The organism is Pseudonocardia sp. DxW, assembly GCF_058448985.1.
Window position 1 is genome coordinate 217,006 of the sequence record NZ_JBZFLK010000008.1, and the last position, 19,034, is coordinate 236,039.

Sequence of the window (19,034 nt, forward strand, 5' to 3'; positions counted from 1 at the left end):
GAGCTGACATGGCAAGGAATGCCGAAGAACCGGCAATCAACTGACAGGTTCTGCCGATGGTTCCGGGGCGGTGCCGACCACGATCCGCGTCCTGGGAGTGGAGGTGCGCGCCCGGCGCCCGTGCACTCCCGAGACGTGGATCGTCGGGTTACCCGGGCAGGGCACCCGCGAGCTGCTCCACCGCGGCGATCCTGGCGTCCGGCCGCGCCGAGTGCACACCCTGCGCGGCGCGCCGGGCACGGTCGAGCGCCTCCCGTCCGGCGTCGAGCGCGCCCATCCCCAGGCAGGACTCGGCCAGCCAGGTCAGGTAGAGCGCGACCTCGCGTGCATGCTCCGGGGGATAGCCGTCGATCGCGGCGTCCAGCAGCGGCGCCGCCGACCGCGGATCACCGAGCACGATCATGCACCACCGCGTTCCGGATCGGAGAGCTCGGTACCCGGCAGTGGGTCGCGTGGTACGTCGACGGGGAGGAGCAGCCGGTCCGGTTGGACCGGCCCAACCTCTACCCCGACGGGTGACGGGCGCGAGGACGCCGACGAAGATCCGTGTCGTGGGAGTGGAGGTGTGCGCCAGGCGCCTGTGCACTCCACAGACGTGGATCTTCGGGTTACCCGGGGCGGGACGCTCTCGCTTCCGGACCGAGATCCAGCTCCTGAGTCAGTGCGGCGAGCTCGTCGGCGTTCTCGCGGCGACGGGCGTCGTCGGCCCGCCCCGGTCGGCCGGGCGCGGAGGCGGAGCTCGCTCGGCAGGCTCTCCGGCCCGCTGCCTCAGCGTGGCCCGGGTGGCGCGGTCGGGCCGACGAGCGCCTCGACGGCGGCCGCGACCTCCAGCAGGTACCGGTCGGCGCCGTGCCGGGTGACGATCTGGATGCCGACCGGGAGTCCGTCGGCGGTGGTGCCGAACGGCACCGAAATCGCCGGGCAGCCGGTCACCGTGATCAGGTAGGCCGAGCGCATCCAGTCCAGGTAGGACTCCATCGGGCGGCCGTCGATCTCGGTCGGGAACTCCTGGTCGGCCGGGAACGGCGGGACCTGCGACACCGGCAGGACCAGCACGTCGTGGTCGGTGAAGAACTCGCGCATCCGGTGCGCGAGCGCGGTCCGCCGCCGGTAGGCGAGCGCGACGTCGGCGCCGGTCAGCGACTCGCCGGCCCGGATGTTCGCGGCGAGGGACGGTTTGAGGTCGTCCGGGTGTGCCGCGAGCAGCTCGCCGAACCGGGCCTGGAAGTGCCAGGCGCGCAGCGTCCGGAAGCACTCGTCGGCACCGGACAGGTCGGGAGCGGCGCCGGTGACCGAGGCGCCCGCCCCGGCCAGCGCCGTCCCGGCGGCCTCGACGACGCCCGCCACCGCGGGATCGACGGCGAAGGCGCCGCCCAGGTCGGTCGAGAGGGCGACCCGCAGCCCGCCGGGCGCGACCGGCTCGGGCGGCGCCGCGAACAGTTCGCCCGGGTCGCCGAGCGCGTGCGGCGCCCGCGGATCGGGCCCGGCCAGCACCGACAGCAGCAGCGCGAGGTCGCCGACGGTGCGCGCCATCGGGCCGCCGGTCGACGTCGTCTCCCACATGTTCTGCGACGGCCACTCCGGCACCCGCCCCCAGGACGGGCGCAGGCCGACCACCCCGCAGAACGACGCCGGGTTGCGCAGCGAGCCGCCCATGTCCGAGCCCTCGGCGAGCGGCACCATCCCGGCCGCCAGCGCGCAGGCGGCACCGCCGGAGGAGCCGCCCGCGGAGCGGGACGGGTCGTGCGGGTTGCGGGTGGTGCCGAAGACCGGATTGAACGTGTGCGAGCCGGCCGCGAACTCCGGCACGTTGGTCTTGCCGATCGGCACCGCCCCGGCCCGCCGGATCCGCTCGACGATCAGGTCGTCGGTGTCCGGGACGTGCTCGGCGTAGAGCGGCGAGCCGTAGGTGGTGCGCCAGCCGGCGGCGGCGTGCGTGTCCTTGAACGCGAACGGCAGCCCGTGCAGCGGGCCGACCTCGGCGCCGGAGGCGAACCGCTCGTCGGCGGCCGCGGCGCCGGCCAGTGCGCGCTCGGGATCGAGCGACACGATCGCGGTGAGCTCCGGGTTCCGCTCGGCGATCCGGTCCAGGTGCAGGGCGGTCAGCTCGCGCGCGGAGATCTCCTTGGCGCGCAGCGCGGCGAGCTGCTCGCGGGCGGTGGAGTCGACCGTCGGCCCGGTCACCGGCGCCGCCCGATCGCGGCGCCGACCAGGACGCCGAGCAGCGCCACCGCGGCGCCGACGCCGACGCCCCGGGTGAAGTCGCCGGCCCCGGAGCCGGGCCCCGGTTCGGGCGCTGATCCGGGCCCCGGTCCGCTCGCGCGCGGCGCGGCGAACACCCCCGCCGGTGCGGTGGACCCGGGATCGCCCACGCGCGCCGTGCCCGCCGGATCGGCGGACCACGCACCGCCGGTCGGCGGCACCGCGCCGGGCAGCACAGCGCCGGGGGCCGCGCCTGGCGGCGCGGCGATGGCCCTGCCGACGTTGCCGAAGAACTCCGCGGCCATCCGCTTCGACACGCTCGCGAGCATCCGCTGCCCGACCCCGCCGACCATCCCGCCGACGGTGGCGTCGGCGGCGTAGGAGATCCGGGTGCCGCCGTCGCCGAGGTCGTCGAACCCGACGTCGACGACGGCGTCGACGGTGCCCGGCCCGCCGGACCCGCGCAGCGTCATCACCAGCGACTCGTGCTCCTTGAGATCGGACAGCGCGCAGCTGCCCGCGTAGGTGCCCTTGATCGCGGCGACGCCGGCGGTGACCGTCATCGCGTAGGCGTTCTCGCCGGTGGACTCCAGCTTCTCGCAGCCGGGGATCGTGGTGACCAGCACCCGCGGGTCGAGCAGCGCCGCCCAGACGTGCTCGACCGGGTGCGGGACGACGTCGGTTCCGCTGATCTTCACGCTCGGTGCTCCTCACGCAGGGTGTGCAGGTCGGACGGCGAGATCGGCATCGCGGTGATCGGGAAGCCCTCGGCGTCGGAGATCGCGGCGGCGATCACCGCGGACACCGGGATCACCCCGGCCTCGCCCGCCCCCTTGATCCCGAGCGGGTTCAGCGGGGAGGGCGTCTCCAGGTGGTCGATGTCGATCGCGTCCGGGATCTCGCTGACGTAGGGCATCAGGAAGTCCATGAAGGACGCGTTGAGCAGCTGCCCCGAGTCGTCGTAGGCCATCCGCTCGTACAGCGCGCCGCCGATGCCCTGGGCGACGCCGCCGTGGATCTGGCCCTCCACCACCATCGGATTGATCAGGTTCCCGCAGTCGTGCACCACGGCGTAGCGCAGGATCCGGATCTCCGCGGTGGCCGGGTCGGTCTCGACGATCGCGGCGTGCATCCCGGAGGCGAACGTCGCGTGCACCGGGCTGTAGAAGTCGGTGCCCTCCAGCCCGGGCTGCTCGCCCTCGGCGACCGGCGGCAGCTCGGAGTCCCCGACGGAGAACTGGGTGGCGGCCTGCGACGCCTCGTCGAAGGCGTAGCGCAGTGGATTGGACAGCACCGACAGCGTCCCGAGCGGGATCGACCGGTCGGTGCCGCGGACGCCGACGATCCCGTCGACGATCTCCAGGTCCTCGACCGACGCCTCCAGCGCGTCGGCGGCCAGCCGCAGCGCCTTCTCCCGGGTCCGCCGGGCGGCCTTGTGGATCGCCGAGCCGGACATCACCGCGGCCCGGGAGGCGAACGTGCCGACCGCGTACGGCATCCGCCGGGTGTCGCCGGTGACCACCTCGACGTCGTCGAAGCGCACCCCGAGCTCGTCGGCGACGATCTGCGCGAACGCGGTGGCGTGGCTCTGCCCCTGGGTGGTCAGGCCGGTCGCGACCTTCACCTTGCCGTTGGTCTCGACGTGCACGTGCGCGCCCTCGTACGGCCCGACGCCGGTGCCCTCGACGTAGCAGGCCAGCCCGATGCCGACGGTGCGGCCCTGCTCGGCGCAGGCCCGCCGGAACCCGGCGAAGCCGTCCCAGTCGATCAGCTTGCGCAGCTTGTCCAGCGAGGCGGGGTAGTCGCCGGAGTCGTACTCCAGCGCCCGGCCGTCCTGGAAGACGAGGCCGTGGTCGTAGGGGAACTCGTCGGGCCGGATGAAGTTGACCGCCCGCACCTCGGCGCGGTCGCGGCCCAGGTACGCGGCGATCGCGTCCATGGTGCGTTCCATCGCGAAGCAGCCCTGCGGCCGGCCGGCGCCGCGGTACGGGGTGACGATCACGGTGTTCGTGTACATCGACTCGAAGGCGACCCGGTAGGCGCCCGGCTTGTACGGGCCGAGCAGCTGGGTGGAGGTGATGATCGGGACGATCAGCCCGTACGGCGTGTAGGCGCCGTGGTCGTGCCAGAACTCGACGTCCAGGCCGAGCAGCCGGCCGTCGTCGTCGAACCCGACCTCGACGTGCTGGGTCTGGCCGCGCTCGTGTGCCGAGGAGACGAAGTGCTCGCGGCGGTCCTCGGTGAACTTCACCGGCCGGTCCAGCGCGCGGGCGGCCATCGGCACCAGCAGCTCCTCCGGCCACGGGTGCACGATCTTGACGCCGAACCCGCCGCCGACGTCCGGGGTGATCACGTCGACCCGGCCGATGTCCAGGCCGAGCTTCGCCGCGACGGCGGCGCGCACGCCGGTCGAGGTCTGGGTGGACGACCACAGGACCAGCCGGTCGGCGTCGCGGTCCCAGCGGGCGACGGTGCCCCGGCCCTCCATCGGCATGCAGGCGCTGCGCTCGATCTCCAGGTCCAGCGCGAGCCGGTGCGGCGCGGCGGCGATCGCGGCCGGGGCGTCGCCGACGGTCTGCTCCAGGCGGGCGCCGACGTTGCCCGGGACGTCGTCGTGCACCAGCCGGTCCGCGGCGCGGGCGGCGTCGAGCCCGACGACGGCGGGCAGCACCTCGTAGTCGACGACGATCCGGTCCACCGCGTCCTCGGCGAGGTAGCGGTCCTCGGCGACGACGAACGCGATCGCCTCGCCGACGTGGTTCACCTCGTCGCGGGCCAGCGCGTACTGGGTGCGGCCGTGGGTGAGCGCGGGATGCGGGATGAGCACCGGCAGCGGCTCGGCCATCGGGCCGGTCAGGTCGTCGTAGGTGTAGACGGCGTGCACCCCGTCCACGTCGAGCACGCCGGACACGTCGATGTCGAGGATCCGGGCGTGCGCGTGCGGGGAGCGCAGCACGGCTGCGTGCAGCGTGCCGGGGCCGTCCGGGCCGGTCAGCACGTCGTCGACGTAGCGGCCCTCGCCGAGCAGGAACCGGCGGTCCTCGACCCGCGCGACCGGCTGCCCCATCAGCCTCGTGGTCACCGGCTCGACTCCAGCTCGGCGGCGCGCTCCACCGCGCGCACGATGTTCTGGTAGCCGGTGCACCGGCAGAGGTTCCCGGCGATCATGTCCCGGGCGCCCTCGTGGGTCGGGCGCGGATCGCGGCGCAGCCCGGCGGTGACCGTCGTCAGGAAGCCGGGGGTGCAGAAGCCGCACTGCAGGCCGTGGCACTCGGCGAACGCGCGCTGCACCGCGTTCGGCTCGCCGTCCGGCCCGGCCAGGCCCTCGACGGTGGTGATCTCGTGCGCGGTGGCGGTGACCGCCAGCATCAGGCAGGCCCGGACCGGCTCGCCGTCGAGCAGGATCGTGCAGGCACCGCAGACGCCGTGCTCGCAGCCGACGTGCGTGCCGGTCAGCCCCAGGTCGTGGCGCAGCGCGTCGGACAGCAGGCGCCGGGCGGGGACGCGCAGCTCGTGCGTCACCCCGTTCACCCGCAACCGGATCTCGTGCCGGGTCTCGCGCCGGATCTCGTTCATGGCGTCCCTCCCTGGGCGTTCGCGATGGCGGCGGCCACGACCCGGTCGGTCAGCACCCGGACCAGGGTCCGCCGGTAGGCCGCCGTGGCGTGGATGTCACCGACCGGGTCGAGCCGTTCCAGGGCGGCGTCGCCGCGATCGGCCGGCGGCACCCCGGTGAGGTCGACGACGGTGGGCACGTCGCTCACCGACAGGTACCCGACCCGGATCCGCTCACCCTCGACCAGCGCGGCGGCCCCGGCCAGCGCGTAGTCGCCGTGCCGGCGGGCAATCTCGTCGAAGGCGACGCCCGCGCCGGGGGGCAGCGCCGGGAAGAACGCCGAGAGGGCGATCTCGTCCGGCGCGACCGACGACTCCAGCGGGCCGACGAACAGCTCCGGCGCCGCGATGGTGCGCCGCCCGGCGGGCCCGGCGACCTCGACCGACCCGCCGAGCAGGCTCAGCACCACCGGCATCTCGGCGGCGGCGTCGGCGTGCACCAGCGAGCCGACCGTCGTCCCGCGGTTGCGGATGGTGGCGTGCGCGACGTGCTCCAGCGCCATCGGGACCAGCGGCTGGACCCGCGCCACCTCCGGCGACTCCAGCACCGCGGTGTGCCGGGCCAGCGCACCCACCTGCACCCCGCCGGCCGTCACGGTGATCGCGTCCAGCCCGGGCAGACCGTTGATGTCGACGACCAGCGACGGCGACGCGAGCCGCATCGACAGCAGCGGGACGAGGCTCTGGCCGCCGGCCAGCACCTTGCTCTCCGGTGCCGCCAGCGCGGCGACGGCGTCGGCCAGCCGATCGGGACGGACGTAGTCGAAGGGCGGGGGTTTCACGGCTTCCTCCCGGCCTCCCCGTCCTGCTCGGGGACCTCGGTCTCCATCCGGCCGGCCGGAACACCCTCGGCGGGGGTCCCGGCGCCGACCCGCCGGTCGCGCAGCGCGACGACGTGGAAGTAGACGATCACCAGGATCGTGCCGAGCGCGATTCCGCCGATCTCGAAGCCGCCGCCCAGGTCGAGCGCGACACCGCCGATCCCGGCGACCATGCCCGCGGCCAGCCCGACCAGGTTGCGCGGCTCGGCGAAGTCGACGCCGTTCTCCACCCAGATCTTGGCCCCGACCAGCGAGATCATCCCGTACAGCACGAGCGTGATCCCGCCCAGCACGCCGCCCGGGATGGCCGCGACCAGCACCCCGAACTTCGGGCACAGGCCGAGCACGATCGCGACGCCCGCCGCGACGTAGTACGCCGCGGTGGAGTACACCCGGGTCGCGCTCATCACGCCGATGTTCTCGGCGTAGGTGGTCGTCGGGGACCCGCCGAACATGCTGGCCAGCGCGGTCGCGGCACCGTCGGCGCCGAGCGCGCGGCCCATGTAGGGATCGAGATCGTCGCCGGTCATCTCGGCGACCGCCTTGACGTGCCCGAGGTTCTCGGCGACCAGCGCGATCACGCCGGGCAGCACCAGCAGCACGAACACCAGCGAGACGCTGGGGCCGTGCACGGCCGGGACGCCGTCGTCGAGGGTGCCGCTGGGCAGCCCGAACCAGGCCGCCTCGGCGAGCCCGTCGAACCCGACCCGCAGGTGCGGCTCGGGGGTGCAGCCGTCGCCGCCGCAGGAGGTGATCGGGCCCAGCAGGACGTCGAACAGGTAGGACAGCAGGAAGCCGAACACCAGCGCGAGGAACACCGCGATCCGGCCCCAGAAGCCGGGGAACAGCACCGCGGCGAACACCAGGAACGTCGCGGTGAGCAGCGCCGTCCACTGGTCCACCGGCCAGTAGACCGACGCCACGACCGGCGCGAGGTTGAACCCGATCAGCATGACGACGGCGCCGGTCACCGCAGGCGGGAGCACCGCGTGCACCATCCGCGGCCCGGCGAAGTGCACGAACACGCCGACGGCGAGCAGCACCAGGCCGGCCACCATGATCGCGCCGGTGACGTCGGCGGAGTCGCCGCCCATCGCCCGGATCGCGGCGACGCCACCGACGAACGCGGCGCTGGTGCCCAGGTAGCTGGGGACCCGGTTCTTGCAGACGACCAGGAACAGGATCGTGCAGAGCCCGGAGAACAGGATGGCGAGGTTCGGGTCGAGCCCCATCACCACCGGGAAGACGAAGGTGGCGCCGAACATGGCGACGACGTGCTGGATCCCCAGCCCGGCGGTCTTCCCCCAGCGGAGGCGCTGGCGGGCTCCGACCGGCTCGCCGGGTGCGGGATCGACCACCTCCCACTTGAACATCGACATGCTGGTCCCTCCGGTCCGGTGCCTCGCGAACCTGACTCAAGCTAATGAGACCCAGGTCGCACCTCGACGGCGATCCTTGCCGATCGTCCGCCGGATCCGCTGGCACGAATTGATGACGCGAACACTCTCGCCCCGTGCGTTCCCGTGCAGGTTTCCGGCGGATGTCCGGGATGTCGCAGCCGCGGGCCCCGGTAGTCGATCCCGCCTTCCACCGTCAGTACTCGATCTTGCGGGCCTGCAGCGCCACCGCCACGTCGAGGCGCAGGTTCGGGTCGGTGGACAGCGGCCCGAGCAGCCGCTCCAGCTTCGAGACCCGGTAGCGCATCGTGTTGTAGTGGAAGAACTGCAGCCGGGCGGCCTCGGCGACGTTGAAGTTGGTGTCCAGCAGGATCTGCAGCGTCTCCCGCAGCTCGGCCGCCTCGGCGGTCGGCTCGGCCAGCGGGCCCAGCGCGTCCCGCACGAACGAGCGCAGCTCGGCCGGGTCCGGGATCAGCGCGATCAGCCGGTGCAGGCCGAGCTGGTCGAAGAACGTCGTCCCGCCGCCGCCACCGATCCGGCGACCCACCTCGACCGCGCGGCGGGCCTGCCCGTAGGCCGCGGGCAGCGCGTCGACGTCGGCCGCCGGCCGGCTGACCCCGGCCGAGAACTGCCTGCGCCCGCCACCCTTGTCCCCGGCCACCGCGGTGACCACCCGCCGGACGATGTCCCGGCCCGCCGGACCGGCCTCGCGGTCCGCGGCGACCGGCAGCAGGGCCACCACCTCGGAGGAGAAGTCGACGGTCGGGATCCCGTCGCCGACCCCGGCGCACACCTGCCGCCAGGCGGCCGAGAAGCGCTTCTGCCAGGCCCGGCGCTGCTCGCCGGACACCGGCTCGTCGGTCGGGTCCAGCTCGGCCGAGACCACCACCATCGGCCGGCGCAGGTCCCAGCCGAAGGTGTCGGCGTGCTCGGCGACGTAGGCCGGATCGGCGGTGCGGCGCAGCAGCAGGTCGCGCAGGAAGTCGCCCTGGTACTTCGTCTCGACCGCGGTCACCGCCTCCTCCCGGACGATCAGCAGCGCGGCGACCGCGGCGGCCCGCTCCAGCGCCCGCACGTCGTCCGCGGTGAGCCGGGCACCCCGGCGCAGGCAGACCAGGCGCGCCAGATTGGTGCCCCCGGCCGCGACCCGCAGCGTGCGGGCCTCGCCGCCGCCGATCGCGATCCCGTCGGCGCCCATCCGCTCGACCCGCAGCCGCCCGGTCGGGTCGACCAGCTCGTGCTCGGCGAGCAGCTCGCGCAGCTCGCCGGACAGCGCGGAGGCGCGCTCCCGGCCGTCGGTCGAGGTGAAGGCGACCCCGACGCCGAGCACCCGCCCGACCTCCGCCGCGATGCCGTCGAGATCGCCGCCCTCCAGGGCGATCTGGGTGAGCCCGGTGTGCAGGGCGTCGACCCGGGCGAGCGCGGCCCGCGCCGGCAACTCCGGATCCGGACCATCTCGTTTGAGCAAGAGTTGCCTTCCCTCGGAGCCGAAGGTGGCACAAATTAACATCGGATCGCGGGATTGCCCAGGCTAGCGTCGGCTCCGTGATCGCCGTCAGCGCGCCCGTCCGGGTCCGGGACCGGCTCCGGTCGGCCGCCGACGGCCCGCTGCGGATCGTGCACCGCGGGCCCGCCGCGGTGTATCTCGCCGTCGGCGGGGAGTGCGTCGGGGTGACCGCGCGGGACGCGGTCACCGTGCCGTGTGCGCTGCACACCCGGCTCGAGCGGCTCGAGGTGAGCAGAGCAGAGCTGCGCGACGGTGTGCTGCACCTGGACGGCGAGCCGCTGCGGATCCGGCGGTTCGCCGACACCCGGGTCCCGCCGCTGCCGGCCGGCGCCCTCGCCCGGCCCGGCACGTCACGGGCGGGCGGGACCGGCCGCCCGGCGGAGCCGGGCGCGGCGACCGGGCACCGGCCCGCGACGACAACCACGTCCGCGATCGCGGTGCTGCCCGGCCGGGTGTGCCCGGCGACCGTGCCCGGCCTGGTCGGCAGCGGCGACGGCCTCACCCCGCTCGGCGACGACGTGCTGTGCGGCTGGCTGGCCCTGCACCGCGCCGCCGGTGCGGCCACCCCGGCCGTCGACGCCGCCGTCCGGGCCCACCTGCACCGCACCACGCTGCTGTCCGCGACGCTGCTGCGCTGCGCGCTCGACGGCGAGGTGGTGGACCGGTTCGCCCGGTTCGTCGCCGCGCTCGGCTCGCCCGCCGAGCAGCACGCGACCGCGGCGCTCACCGCCGTCGGGCACACCTCGGGTGCCGGGATGCTGCACGGCGCCCGGCTCGCCCTGCGGGAGCTGCACCCGGCCCGCCGGGCCGGCCGGCGGCACGACCCCGCCCAGCACGATCACGCGCGGCACGACCCAGCGCGGCTCGACCCAGCGCGGCTCGACCCAGCGCAGCACGACCACCGCCCCCCGGCCGACGAGCACCCTGGAGGGACCGCCGCATGAGCACGCACGTCGAGGTACGACCCGGCGCCTACGCCGACTCGGTGACCCTGCTCCGGGTGAGCCGCACGGTGGCCGGGCTGGACGGGGTGACCGCGGCCCAGGTCGCGATGGCGACGCCGCTGAACGTCGACGTGCTCACCGGGATGGGGTTCGAGGTCCCCGCCGGGACCGGCCCGAACGACCTGGTCGTGGCGCTGCGGGTGACCGGCGACGCGGAGCTCCCGGCGGCGCTGGCCGGGGTGGACACCGCGCTCGCCGAGGCGAACCGGCCCGCCGCGGGCAGCGGTGACGGCACCGGCACCGCCGCGCCGCGGACCACCGGCTCCGCGCTGGACCGGGCGGCCGCGCCGATCGCGCTGGTCTCGGTGCCCGGCCCGCACGCGGCCGTCGAGGCGATGGACGCGATCGAGGCCGGCTGCGACGTGCTGATCTTCAGCGACAACGTCCCGGTCGAGCAGGAGATCGCACTCAAGCGGGCCGCCGCCGAGCGGTCGGTGCTGGTGATGGGCCCGGACTGCGGGACGGCCGTGGTGCACGGCCTGGGACTCGGGTTCGCCAACACCGTCCCGCCCGGCCCGGTCGGGATCGTCGCCGCCTCCGGCACCGGCTGCCAGCAGCTGCTCGCCCTGCTCGACCACGCCGGCGTCGGCGTGACCTCGGCGCTCGGCGTCGGCGGGCGGGACCTCTCCGCCGAGGTCCGTGGGCTCGCCACCCGGGAGGCGCTGCGCCGGCTGGACGCCGATCCGGCCATCGAGCTGATCGTGCTGGTCTCCAAACCCCCCGCCGACGACGTCGCCGACGAGATCCGCGCGCTGGCCGCCGGCCTGGCCACCCCGGTCGAGTTCGCCCTGCTCGGGCCGGGCCGGCCGGACCTGACCGCGGCCGCCGGCTCGGTGCTCGCCCGGCTCGGCAGGCCGGTGCCGGACTGGCCGGTGCACGGCTCCGCCCGGCCCGCCGCAGGCGGCCGGTACCTGCGCGGCCTGTTCGCCGGCGGCACCCTCGCCACCGAGGCCGCGACCGTCGCGGCCGGGGCCGGGGCCGGGGCCGGGCACACCTTCCTCGATCTCGGCGACGACGCCTACACCGCGGGCCGCGCCCATCCGATGATCGACCCGACGCTGCGGCTGGAGCACCTGCGGGCGGCGCTGGCCGATCCGGACACCGCCGTCGTGCTGCTCGACGTGGTGCTCGGGCACGGCGCCGAGCCCGATCCGGCCGCGGCCCTCGTCCCGGTGCTGTCGGGCGCCCGGCCACCGGTCGTCGTCACCGTGGTCGGGACGGCCGCCGACCCGCAGGACCTGCACCGCCAGGTCGGCGCGCTGGTCGCGGCCGGCGCCGAGGTCCACCTGTCCCAGGCCGGCGCCACCCGCCGCGCCGTCGAGCTGCTCGGAGCCGCCCAGTGAGCACCACCCGCACCCCGGACGCCGTGGTGAGCACCGGCACCGATCTGCTCGCCGACGCCGTCGAGGACCAGGCCGTCCCGGTCACCCGGGTCGACTGGCGGCCGCCGATGGACGGCACCGCCGACGACCTGGCGACGGTCGCCACCGATCCGCTGCGGGCCGCGGCGAACGAGCGCGCGCTGGCCGCGATGCTCGGCGTGACCGCGACCCTGGTCGACGTCGCCCCCGCCGCCGAGGTCCTCGGGCTGGCGCCCGGCGAGTTCCTGCACGCCGGGCCGCCGATCACCTGGGACCGGGCGTCCGGGCCGCTGCGCGGCGCGCTGATGGGCGCCGCCGTGCTGGACGGCCTGGTCGACGACCCGGAGGACGCCCCGGCGCTGTTCGAGGCGGGCACCTCGGTGTCGCTGGCGCCGTGCCACCACCGGGCGACGGTGGGCCCGATGGCCGGCGTCGTCACGTCCGGCATGTGGATGTTCGTGCTGGAGGACGCGGCGACCGGGCGGCGCACGTACTGCTCGCTCAACGAGGGCCTCGGCAAGGTGCTGCGCTACGGCGCCTACGGTCCCGAGGTGCTGGCGCGGCTGCGCTGGCTCGGCGACGTGCTGGGCCCGCTGCTGCGGGTCGCGGTGCGCGCCACCCGCGACGCGGGCGATCCGGTCGACGTCACCGCGATCCTGACCCAGATGCTGCAGATGGGCGACGAGGCGCACAACCGCAACCGTGCGGGGACCCTGATGCTGCTGCGCGACCTGTCCCCGGCGATGGTCACCGGCGCGGCGGATGCCGGGCGCTCCACCGACGACGTCGCCGCGGCGCTGCGCTTCGTCGGCGGCAACGACCACTTCTTCCTGAACCTGGCGATGCCGGCCTGCAAGCTCGCGCTGGACGCGGCCCGCGACGTCGACGGCTCCACGATGGTCGTCGCGATGGCCCGCAACGGCACCGACTTCGGTATCCAGGTCTCCGGCACCGGCGACGAGTGGTTCACCGGCCCCGCGCAGCTGGCCGACGGCCTGTTCCTCGGCGACTACGGGCCGGCCGACGCGAACCCCGACATCGGCGACTCCGCGATCACCGAGACGGCCGGCATCGGCGGGTTCGCGATGGCGACGGCCCCGGCGATCGTCCGGTTCGTCGGCGGCACCGTGCCGGACGCGCTGGCCACCACCCGCCGGATGCGCGAGATCACCCTCGGCGCGAACCCGCGGTGGACGGTCCCGGTGCTGGAGTTCGCCGGCGTCCCCAGCGGCATCGACGTGACGAAGGTGTGCCGGACCGGGATCCTGCCGCAGATCAACACCGGGATGGCGGGCCGGGTCGCCGGGACCGGCCAGGTCGGCGCCGGGCTGGTGACCCCGCCGGCCGGGATCTTCCCGGCCGCGCTGGGCGCGCTCGCCGCCCGGACCCGCGCCCGCCGCACGACCTGACCCGTCGGGGCGTTCCGCAGGTCGGAGGATGGACTTCCGGTCCGCGCTCGGTACCGTGACCGCATCATCCGCAGCGCCGCACCGAACCGGACGCACGGTCCCGCCCGCACCGCCCGGCAGGCCCGGCGCGCGCCGGTGCCCGCGACCGGGGGCGCCCGGTGAGCAGCCCCGGTCCGGTCCCCGAGCGGCCGGCGTCGAAGGTGCGGCTGCGCGACCACGCCCCGCGCCCCGGGATCACCGTGCTCGAGGTGATCGGTGAGATCGACCAGGCCGAGGCGGAGGCGATCCGGCTGCGCATGGTCGAGCTCCTGCGGCGGACCGGGGCGGCGCGGGCCGTGCTCGACCTGTCCGGCGTCGGGTTCCTCGGGTCGCACGGGCTGACCGCGGTGGTCCGCTCCTCCCGGGCCGCCGTCGAGCTCGGGGTGCTGCTGTCCGGGGTGACAGGGCCGGACAACCGGGCGGTGCTGCGGCCGGTCCGGATGACCGGCCTGGACCAGGTGATCCGCTGGTTCCCGGATCTCGACAGCGCGCTGGCCGACGGCCCCGGCCGGCCGCACCTACGGGACGGGCCCGCATCCGGTTCACCGCCGGGGCGGTGACGACTCCCACCGCGGCCGCGGACGTTCACCGTGCATCGGGCGGGTAGCCCGATCGTATGACGGACGTGTCCAACCGAACGGCCCCGGCCCACGACGAGCGCGCAGCGGCGCCGGACGACGCACCCCAGGTGGTCCGCCGTGACCTCCCGGAGGCCGCCGGGCCGGAGCGCGTCCTGGTGCCCGGCGACTCGCTGGAGCCGCCCCGGACCCGCTCCGGCGAGCAGCTCGCCGAGGTGTTCGAGGAGGCGGTCGACCGGCTGGACGCCGCCTTCCCCGCCGACCGGATCTCCTACATCCTGGACGACTCCGCGGCCGGCCTGCTGCTGGCGACCGGTCCGGTGGCCGAGCGGCTCGACCCGGGCGTCGAGGTGCTGGTGGTCTCCGGCCCCGGCTCCGCGGCCGCCCGGATCGCGCAGCGCCCGGCGGACCGGCTCGATCCCGCGGACCGCCGCGACGGCGGCGATCACCCCCGCCTACCTGATCTACACCTCCGGTTCGACCGGCCGGCCCAAGGGTGTGGTCATCTCGCACCCGGCGATCTGCAACTTCGTCCGGGTCGCCGCCGACTGCTACGGCCTGCGCGCCGACGACCGGATGTACCAGGGACTGACCCTGGCCTTCGACTTCTCGGTCGAGGAGATCTGGACGACGTTCCTGACCGGCGCGACGCTGGTACCGAAGCCGGCCGGGGTCTCGCTGGTGGGTGCGGACCGGCACGTCTTCCTGGCCGAGCGGCGGATCAGCGCGCTGTGCTGCGTGCCCACGCTGCTCGCCACCCCGGCCCGGGTGAGCGCTGGGGCGGCAATCCGGCGGTCGTCGGCTGAGCCGGGCCGGGAGCCCGGACCAGGCGGTGCACGCCGGGCGCCGGTGTCAGGCCACGAGCGCGAGCACGCTCTGCACCCCGACGCCCCCGCCGACCAGGAGCAGCAGCACCGCGAACGACCGGTTCAGCGCGGCCGCGGACAGCCGGTCGGCGACCAGCTTCCCGGCCAGCGCGCCGAGCACGGCGACCGCGACGAACGGGCCGAGCACCGTCCAGTCCGGCTGCAGGTGGCCGGCCCGGGCGGCCAGCGAGCCCGCCGCGTTCAGGGTGAGCACGAGCAGCGAGGTGCCGATCGCGGCGGGCATGCCCATGCCGAGCAGCACGACCAGCGCGGGGACCACCAGGAACCCGCCGCCGACGCCGAGGAACCCGGTCAGGAAACCGATCAGCGATCCGGCGGCCAGCACCTTCGCGGTGCGCACCGCGAGCGCCCGGCGGTGCGGCCGCACCAGCACCGCGGTGCGGCCGTCCGGGCCGGCCGGACCGTCCGGGCCGTCCTCGGCCGGCACCGACCGGCCCGCCGGACCGGTCGCGGCCGCCGGTTCCTCCCGGGCGTCGCCGCCGCGGACCAGCATCAGCGCGGCGACGGCGAGGGTCAGCCCGGCGAACGACAGCAGCAGCACCGGCTGCGGCACGGCCCGGTTGAGCACCGAGCCGGCCCAGGCCGTCGGCAGGCCGACGGCGCCGAACGCGAGCCCGGTACGCCAGTCGATGGTCCGGTCCCGCAGCCTGCTCAGCACGCCGACCACGGAGATGATCCCGACGATGACGATGCTGCCGGTGGTGGCCGCGTGCGCGTCCTGGCCGAGCGCGTAGACCAGCGCCGGGACCGACAGCACCCCGCCGCCGCCGCCGAGCGCGCCGATGACCAGGCCGACGACCAGCCCCAGCACCCCGGCGACGATCCCGGTCACCGGCGCGGGTCCGCCCGGTCGGGGCTGCCCAGCAGCTCGAGCTGGTAGCCGTCACGGGTGGCGAAGTCGGCGCGCAGCACGAACCGGTCGCCCCGGACGAGGGTGTGCCGCCACTCGACGCGGCGGCCCTTCGCGGTGCCGAGCCGGCGGATCGAGTAGGCCGCGGTGGACGGGCTGCCGCCCAGCAGCCGGTGCTCGGCAGGCGTCGGCAGGATCGGCTGGATGGTCTCCTCGCCGCCGGTCAGCACCACCCCGCACAGCTCGGCGTAGCGCTCGTAGAGGGCGCCGCTGCTGAAGTCGGCCTCCAGCAGCGGGGCAGCCAGCTCGTGCGGCAGCCAGAGCCGGTCCAGGGCGAGCGGATCGCCGCCGGCCAGCCGCAGCCGCTCCAGGTGCACCAGCGGGGTGGACTCCTCCAGGCCCAGCCGGGTGGCGACGACGCCGTCGCGGCGGACGTCGAGCGCGCGGACCACGCTGCGCTGCTCGATCCCCATCGCGCGGACCGACTCGTGCAGGCTGTAGAGCGCGCCGAGCCGCTGCACGATCTCGACCGGTTCCGCGGTGCGGGAGGGGCGGCCGCGGGTCCCGACGACGAGACCCTCCTCGCGCAGCACCTTCACCGCCTGCCGGACGGTGTGCCGGCTGACGCCGTACTCCTCGACCAGCGCCAGCTCGCCGGGGAAGCCGTCGGTGAAGGCGTCGGCGTCGAGCCTGCGCCGCAGGTCGTCGAGCAGCTGGAGCCAGAGCCGGCGGTCCGGGGTGCGGTGCAGTGCCGCCGGACCACCGTTCCCCGTCATGCCCGTTAATGTACGGTCATTTGTCCGGGAGGGCCGGCGTCACCGGACGTGACCTGCGTTACGGGCGCCGGTCAGAAGGGGACGTGCGCGGTGTGTGCGGCGCGGGCCGCACCGGCGATCCGGGCGAGCAGCCCGGGCCGGCGCTCCCCGCCGTCGCCGGACGGGGACGGCTCGGCGGGCGGTGGCGGCACGGGACCCGCGCCGGACGCCGGAACGGGACCGGCGGGCGGCGCGTCCACCTGCGGGGACAGCACGGGGTTCACGGCGGATCGGCTCCGGGGGCGTCGCGGCGGGGGCTGACGGGTCTACGGAGCGGGCCGGACCGCCGGACCGGCGGCACTCAGCCCGCGCAGGGCCCCCGGCGACAGCGACGGTCGTCGACCGACAGCAGCTCCACCGCGATCAGGCACACGACGAACGTGCGATCGGTGGACGGACCGGTGACGGACACGCCGTCCACTGCACCATGCCCCGGGCGCCACCGCAACGCCCGGACGGTCATCTCCGGGACCAGGCGCAGCCACCGGCGAAGGTGACGGTCTCGCCCGCGATCAGCCGGACCGCTCCGGGCCCGCTCAGCACGGCCCGGGCGACCTCCACGCCGTCCGCCCCGATCCGGGTGTACTCGCAGGCCGCGCCCCGGACCGGCCCCGGGGTGCCGTAGACCCCCGGCTCCAGTGCGGCACCCACCCGGAACCCGCCGTCCGCGGCAGTCGTGACCGCCACGGGCGCGGCGAACGCCTGGGTGGCGGTGGCCTCCGCCGACTCACCCGGGACCACGAACGAGCGGACCACCAGCAGCGGCACGACGACCGCGAGCAGCACCCACGGCCACAGGACGGTCCGCTCCCCCGCGGCCTGCCGGTCCGCGTAGTAGCGCTCGTACGGTCCGCCGTCGTCCATCCACCCGCCCCGCCGCTCTCGTCGTCACTCTGCCCATCGAAGCGATCGGGCGGGTGCGTTACGCGGCAGGTGGGTGACATCGCAAGGACCGTGCTGGAATGGCCGGGTGAGCACGGGCCGCACCTACGCCGGGGAGTCGGCCGCCGACCGCGCCGAGCAGCGGCGCCGCCGGCTGCTGGACGCGGGCCTGCAGGTGCTCGGTACCGAGGGGTACCGGGCGGCGACGGTGCGCCGGATCTGCCGGGCGGCCCGGGTCGCCGACCGCTACTTCTACGAGTGCTTCGACGGCACCGAGGACCTGCTGCTCGCGGTGCACGCGCAGTGTGTCGACCGGCTGCGGGCGGCGGTGTCCGCGGCGCTGGCGGTGCCGGCCGGAGGGCGCCGGCCGGCCGATCCGCTCGGCCTCGCCCGGACCGGGCTGGACGCGTTCCTGGCCGTCGTCGAGGACGACCCGCGGCTGGCCAGGGTCGTCTGGTTCGAGGTGCTCGGGGTGAGCGAGCGGGTCGAGCGGACCTCGCTGCGGACGAAGTCGGACTTCGGCAGGCTGCTCGCGGCGCTGGCCGCCGAGCACACCGGGACCGCGCTGGACGTCGACGACGACGGTCTCACCGCCGACGCGCTGATCGGCGGGATCAGCCACGTCGTCATGACCTGGACGGCGCGCGGGTTCACCCCGCCCCGGGCGCGGGTGGCCGACGCGCTCGCCCGCTTCCTGGTCGGCGGCGCGGGGGCGGCCCACCGGCCGAGCGACGCCGGTCACCCCCAAATGGGGAATCAGCCGTCATCAGATTAGGCTCGGCGATCAGCACCCCCGATGGAGAGGCTCCCGGCATGAAGACGTTCACCGGCCGCACCGCGGCGATCACCGGGGCCGGCTCCGGGATCGGCCGCGCACTCGCGCTGCGGCTGTCCGGCCAGGGCTGTCATCTCGCGCTCGCCGACCGGGACGCCGCCGGGCTCGCCGAGACCGCCGCGCTCGCCGGGCCGCAGGTCCGGGTGACCACCACCGGGCTCGACGTCGCCGACGAGCAGGCCGTGTACGCCTGGGCGGACACCGTCGTCGCCGAGCACGGCGCGGTCGACCTGCTCGTCAACAACGCCGGCGTCGCCCTGTCCGGAACGGTCACCGGGCTGTCGCTCGACGACTACCGGTGGATCATGGACATCAACTTCTGGGGCGTGGTGTACGGGACCAAGGCGTTCCTGCCGCACCTGGAGGAGTCCGGCGACGGGCACGTGGTGAACCTGTCCAGCGTGTTCGGCCTCGCCGCCCAGCCGCTGATGAGCGGCTACAACGCCAGCAAGTACGCGGTGCGCGGGTTCACCGAGTCGCTGCGCCAGGACCTGGAGCTGACCGGTTCCCGGGTGTCCGCGACCTGCGTGCACCCGGGCGGGATCAAGACCAACATCGCGCGGGCCGCGCGGATGGACCCCAGCGTCGCCGACGCCACCGGGCGGTCGCCGCAGGACGCGTCGAAGGAGTTCGAGGCACTCTTCCTGACCACGCCGGACCGGGCCGCCCGGACCATCCTGGACGGCGTGCTGCGCGACCGGCGCCGGGTCCTCATCGGACCGGACGCCTGGGCGATCGACTCGATGGTGCGGCTGCTGCCGACCACCTACCAGCGGATCGTCACCGGGGTCGTCCGGTCCCGGCGGAGCTGAGACCCTCATCCCCGCCGGGC

Annotated in this window: 18 protein-coding genes and 1 pseudogene; 7 read left to right on the forward strand and 12 right to left on the reverse strand. The window is 75.3% G+C overall.

Features of this window, described 5'->3' with window-relative positions; translation table 11 throughout:
- Nucleotides 1–148 precede the first annotated feature (148 nt).
- The 8 genes from ACVJO7_RS15020 to ACVJO7_RS15055 all read right to left on the reverse strand — a co-directional run bounded on the left by ACVJO7_RS15020 (nucleotide 149) and on the right by ACVJO7_RS15055 (nucleotide 9,473).
- Entirely contained in the window at nucleotides 149–403 is a 255-nt protein-coding gene (locus tag ACVJO7_RS15020; protein WP_491673389.1) for a hypothetical protein, read from the reverse strand.
- Nucleotides 404–768: 365 nt separating this feature from the next.
- Nucleotides 769–2,184: an amidase gene (locus ACVJO7_RS15025; protein ID WP_491673390.1), complete on the reverse strand. Its 1,416-nt coding sequence runs from the start codon at nucleotides 2,182–2,184 to the stop codon at nucleotides 769–771.
- Nucleotides 2,181–2,900 carry an SRPBCC family protein gene (locus ACVJO7_RS15030; RefSeq protein ID WP_491673391.1) on the reverse strand — a complete coding sequence of 240 codons (720 nt, stop codon included), beginning with the start codon at nucleotides 2,898–2,900 and terminating at the stop codon, nucleotides 2,181–2,183. Before ACVJO7_RS15030 ends, ACVJO7_RS15025 begins: the two co-directional genes overlap by 4 nt.
- Nucleotides 2,897–5,284 carry an aerobic carbon-monoxide dehydrogenase large subunit gene (gene cutA, locus ACVJO7_RS15035; RefSeq protein ID WP_491673392.1) on the reverse strand — a complete coding sequence of 796 codons (2,388 nt, stop codon included), beginning with the start codon at nucleotides 5,282–5,284 and terminating at the stop codon, nucleotides 2,897–2,899. Before cutA ends, ACVJO7_RS15030 begins: the two co-directional genes overlap by 4 nt.
- Entirely contained in the window at nucleotides 5,281–5,778 is a 498-nt protein-coding gene (locus tag ACVJO7_RS15040; protein ID WP_344022963.1) for a (2Fe-2S)-binding protein, read from the reverse strand. The genes cutA and ACVJO7_RS15040 overlap by 4 nt, the downstream gene beginning before the upstream one ends.
- Nucleotides 5,775–6,599 carry an FAD binding domain-containing protein gene (locus ACVJO7_RS15045; protein ID WP_344022961.1) on the reverse strand — a complete coding sequence of 275 codons (825 nt, stop codon included), beginning with the start codon at nucleotides 6,597–6,599 and terminating at the stop codon, nucleotides 5,775–5,777. The genes ACVJO7_RS15040 and ACVJO7_RS15045 overlap by 4 nt, the downstream gene beginning before the upstream one ends.
- Nucleotides 6,596–8,011 (reverse strand): uracil-xanthine permease family protein, encoded by a 1,416-nt coding sequence (locus ACVJO7_RS15050; protein WP_344023298.1) that lies wholly within the window; start codon nucleotides 8,009–8,011, stop codon nucleotides 6,596–6,598. Before ACVJO7_RS15050 ends, ACVJO7_RS15045 begins: the two co-directional genes overlap by 4 nt.
- 220 nt (nucleotides 8,012–8,231) lie before the next feature.
- On the reverse strand, nucleotides 8,232–9,473 hold the full coding sequence (locus tag ACVJO7_RS15055; protein WP_491673393.1) for a PucR family transcriptional regulator: 1,242 nt from the start codon (nucleotides 9,471–9,473) through the stop codon (nucleotides 8,232–8,234).
- Nucleotides 9,474–9,580: 107 nt separating this feature from the next.
- On the opposite strand from ACVJO7_RS15055, the gene ACVJO7_RS15060 reads away from it, so the two are divergent.
- The 5 genes and pseudogenes from ACVJO7_RS15060 to ACVJO7_RS15080 form a co-directional block, all read left to right on the forward strand.
- The gene (locus ACVJO7_RS15060; RefSeq protein ID WP_491673394.1) at nucleotides 9,581–10,486 is read left to right on the forward strand and encodes an oxamate carbamoyltransferase subunit AllH family protein; all 906 of its coding nucleotides are present in this window, start codon (nucleotides 9,581–9,583) and stop codon (nucleotides 10,484–10,486) included.
- Nucleotides 10,483–11,889, forward strand: a complete 1,407-nt coding sequence (locus tag ACVJO7_RS15065) for an AllF/FdrA family protein (protein ID WP_491673395.1) — start codon at nucleotides 10,483–10,485, stop codon at nucleotides 11,887–11,889. Before ACVJO7_RS15060 ends, ACVJO7_RS15065 begins: the two co-directional genes overlap by 4 nt.
- On the forward strand, nucleotides 11,886–13,316 hold the full coding sequence (locus ACVJO7_RS15070; protein ID WP_491673396.1) for a YlbE family protein: 1,431 nt from the start codon (nucleotides 11,886–11,888) through the stop codon (nucleotides 13,314–13,316). The genes ACVJO7_RS15065 and ACVJO7_RS15070 overlap by 4 nt, the downstream gene beginning before the upstream one ends.
- Nucleotides 13,317–13,474: 158 nt before the next feature.
- Complete coding sequence (locus ACVJO7_RS15075; protein ID WP_491673397.1) at nucleotides 13,475–13,915, forward strand: STAS domain-containing protein; 441 nt, start codon at nucleotides 13,475–13,477, stop codon at nucleotides 13,913–13,915.
- Between the two features lie 138 nt (nucleotides 13,916–14,053).
- Nucleotides 14,054–14,635: pseudogene (locus ACVJO7_RS15080) on the forward strand (AMP-binding protein); the annotation flags it as partial.
- 150 nt (nucleotides 14,636–14,785) lie between these two features.
- On the opposite strand, the gene ACVJO7_RS15085 reads toward ACVJO7_RS15080, so the two are convergent.
- From ACVJO7_RS15085 to ACVJO7_RS15100, 4 genes are all read right to left on the reverse strand, one after another.
- Entirely contained in the window at nucleotides 14,786–15,652 is an 867-nt protein-coding gene (locus ACVJO7_RS15085) for a sulfite exporter TauE/SafE family protein (protein WP_491673398.1), read from the reverse strand.
- A complete protein-coding gene (locus ACVJO7_RS15090; RefSeq protein WP_491673399.1) occupies nucleotides 15,649–16,446 on the reverse strand; it encodes a GntR family transcriptional regulator in 798 nt (265 codons plus the stop codon). The genes ACVJO7_RS15085 and ACVJO7_RS15090 overlap by 4 nt, the downstream gene beginning before the upstream one ends.
- 71 nt (nucleotides 16,447–16,517) lie before the next feature.
- Complete coding sequence (locus ACVJO7_RS15095) at nucleotides 16,518–16,709, reverse strand: hypothetical protein (protein ID WP_491673400.1); 192 nt, start codon at nucleotides 16,707–16,709, stop codon at nucleotides 16,518–16,520.
- A 235-nt stretch (nucleotides 16,710–16,944) separates the two neighbouring features.
- On the reverse strand, nucleotides 16,945–17,349 hold the full coding sequence (locus ACVJO7_RS15100) for an Rv1352/Rv1906c domain-containing protein (RefSeq protein ID WP_491673401.1): 405 nt from the start codon (nucleotides 17,347–17,349) through the stop codon (nucleotides 16,945–16,947).
- Nucleotides 17,350–17,455: 106 nt separating this feature from the next.
- On the opposite strand from ACVJO7_RS15100, the gene ACVJO7_RS15105 reads away from it, so the two are divergent.
- Together ACVJO7_RS15105 and ACVJO7_RS15110 are read left to right on the forward strand one after the other, a co-directional pair.
- The gene (locus tag ACVJO7_RS15105; RefSeq protein WP_491673402.1) at nucleotides 17,456–18,142 is read left to right on the forward strand and encodes a TetR/AcrR family transcriptional regulator; all 687 of its coding nucleotides are present in this window, start codon (nucleotides 17,456–17,458) and stop codon (nucleotides 18,140–18,142) included.
- 38 nt (nucleotides 18,143–18,180) lie between these two features.
- Nucleotides 18,181–19,014 (forward strand): SDR family NAD(P)-dependent oxidoreductase, encoded by an 834-nt coding sequence (locus ACVJO7_RS15110; protein WP_344022933.1) that lies wholly within the window; start codon nucleotides 18,181–18,183, stop codon nucleotides 19,012–19,014.
- The last annotated feature ends 20 nt before the right edge of the window (nucleotides 19,015–19,034 follow it).

What these genes read in the sequence shown, in the direction of transcription:
- ACVJO7_RS15020 (WP_491673389.1), bottom strand. Translation starts at nt 403, where the DNA reads ATGATCGTGCTCGGTGATCCGCGGTCGGCGGCGCCGCTGCTGGACGCC.
- ACVJO7_RS15040 (WP_344022963.1), bottom strand. Translation starts at nt 5,778, where the DNA reads ATGAACGAGATCCGGCGCGAGACCCGGCACGAGATCCGGTTGCGGGTG.
- ACVJO7_RS15050 (WP_344023298.1), bottom strand. Translation starts at nt 8,011, where the DNA reads ATGTTCAAGTGGGAGGTGGTCGATCCCGCACCCGGCGAGCCGGTCGGA.
- ACVJO7_RS15065 (WP_491673395.1), top strand. Translation starts at nt 10,483, where the DNA reads ATGAGCACGCACGTCGAGGTACGACCCGGCGCCTACGCCGACTCGGTG.
- ACVJO7_RS15090 (WP_491673399.1), bottom strand. Translation starts at nt 16,446, where the DNA reads ATGACGGGGAACGGTGGTCCGGCGGCACTGCACCGCACCCCGGACCGC.
- ACVJO7_RS15100 (WP_491673401.1), bottom strand. Translation starts at nt 17,349, where the DNA reads ATGGACGACGGCGGACCGTACGAGCGCTACTACGCGGACCGGCAGGCC.
- ACVJO7_RS15110 (WP_344022933.1), top strand. Translation starts at nt 18,181, where the DNA reads ATGAAGACGTTCACCGGCCGCACCGCGGCGATCACCGGGGCCGGCTCC.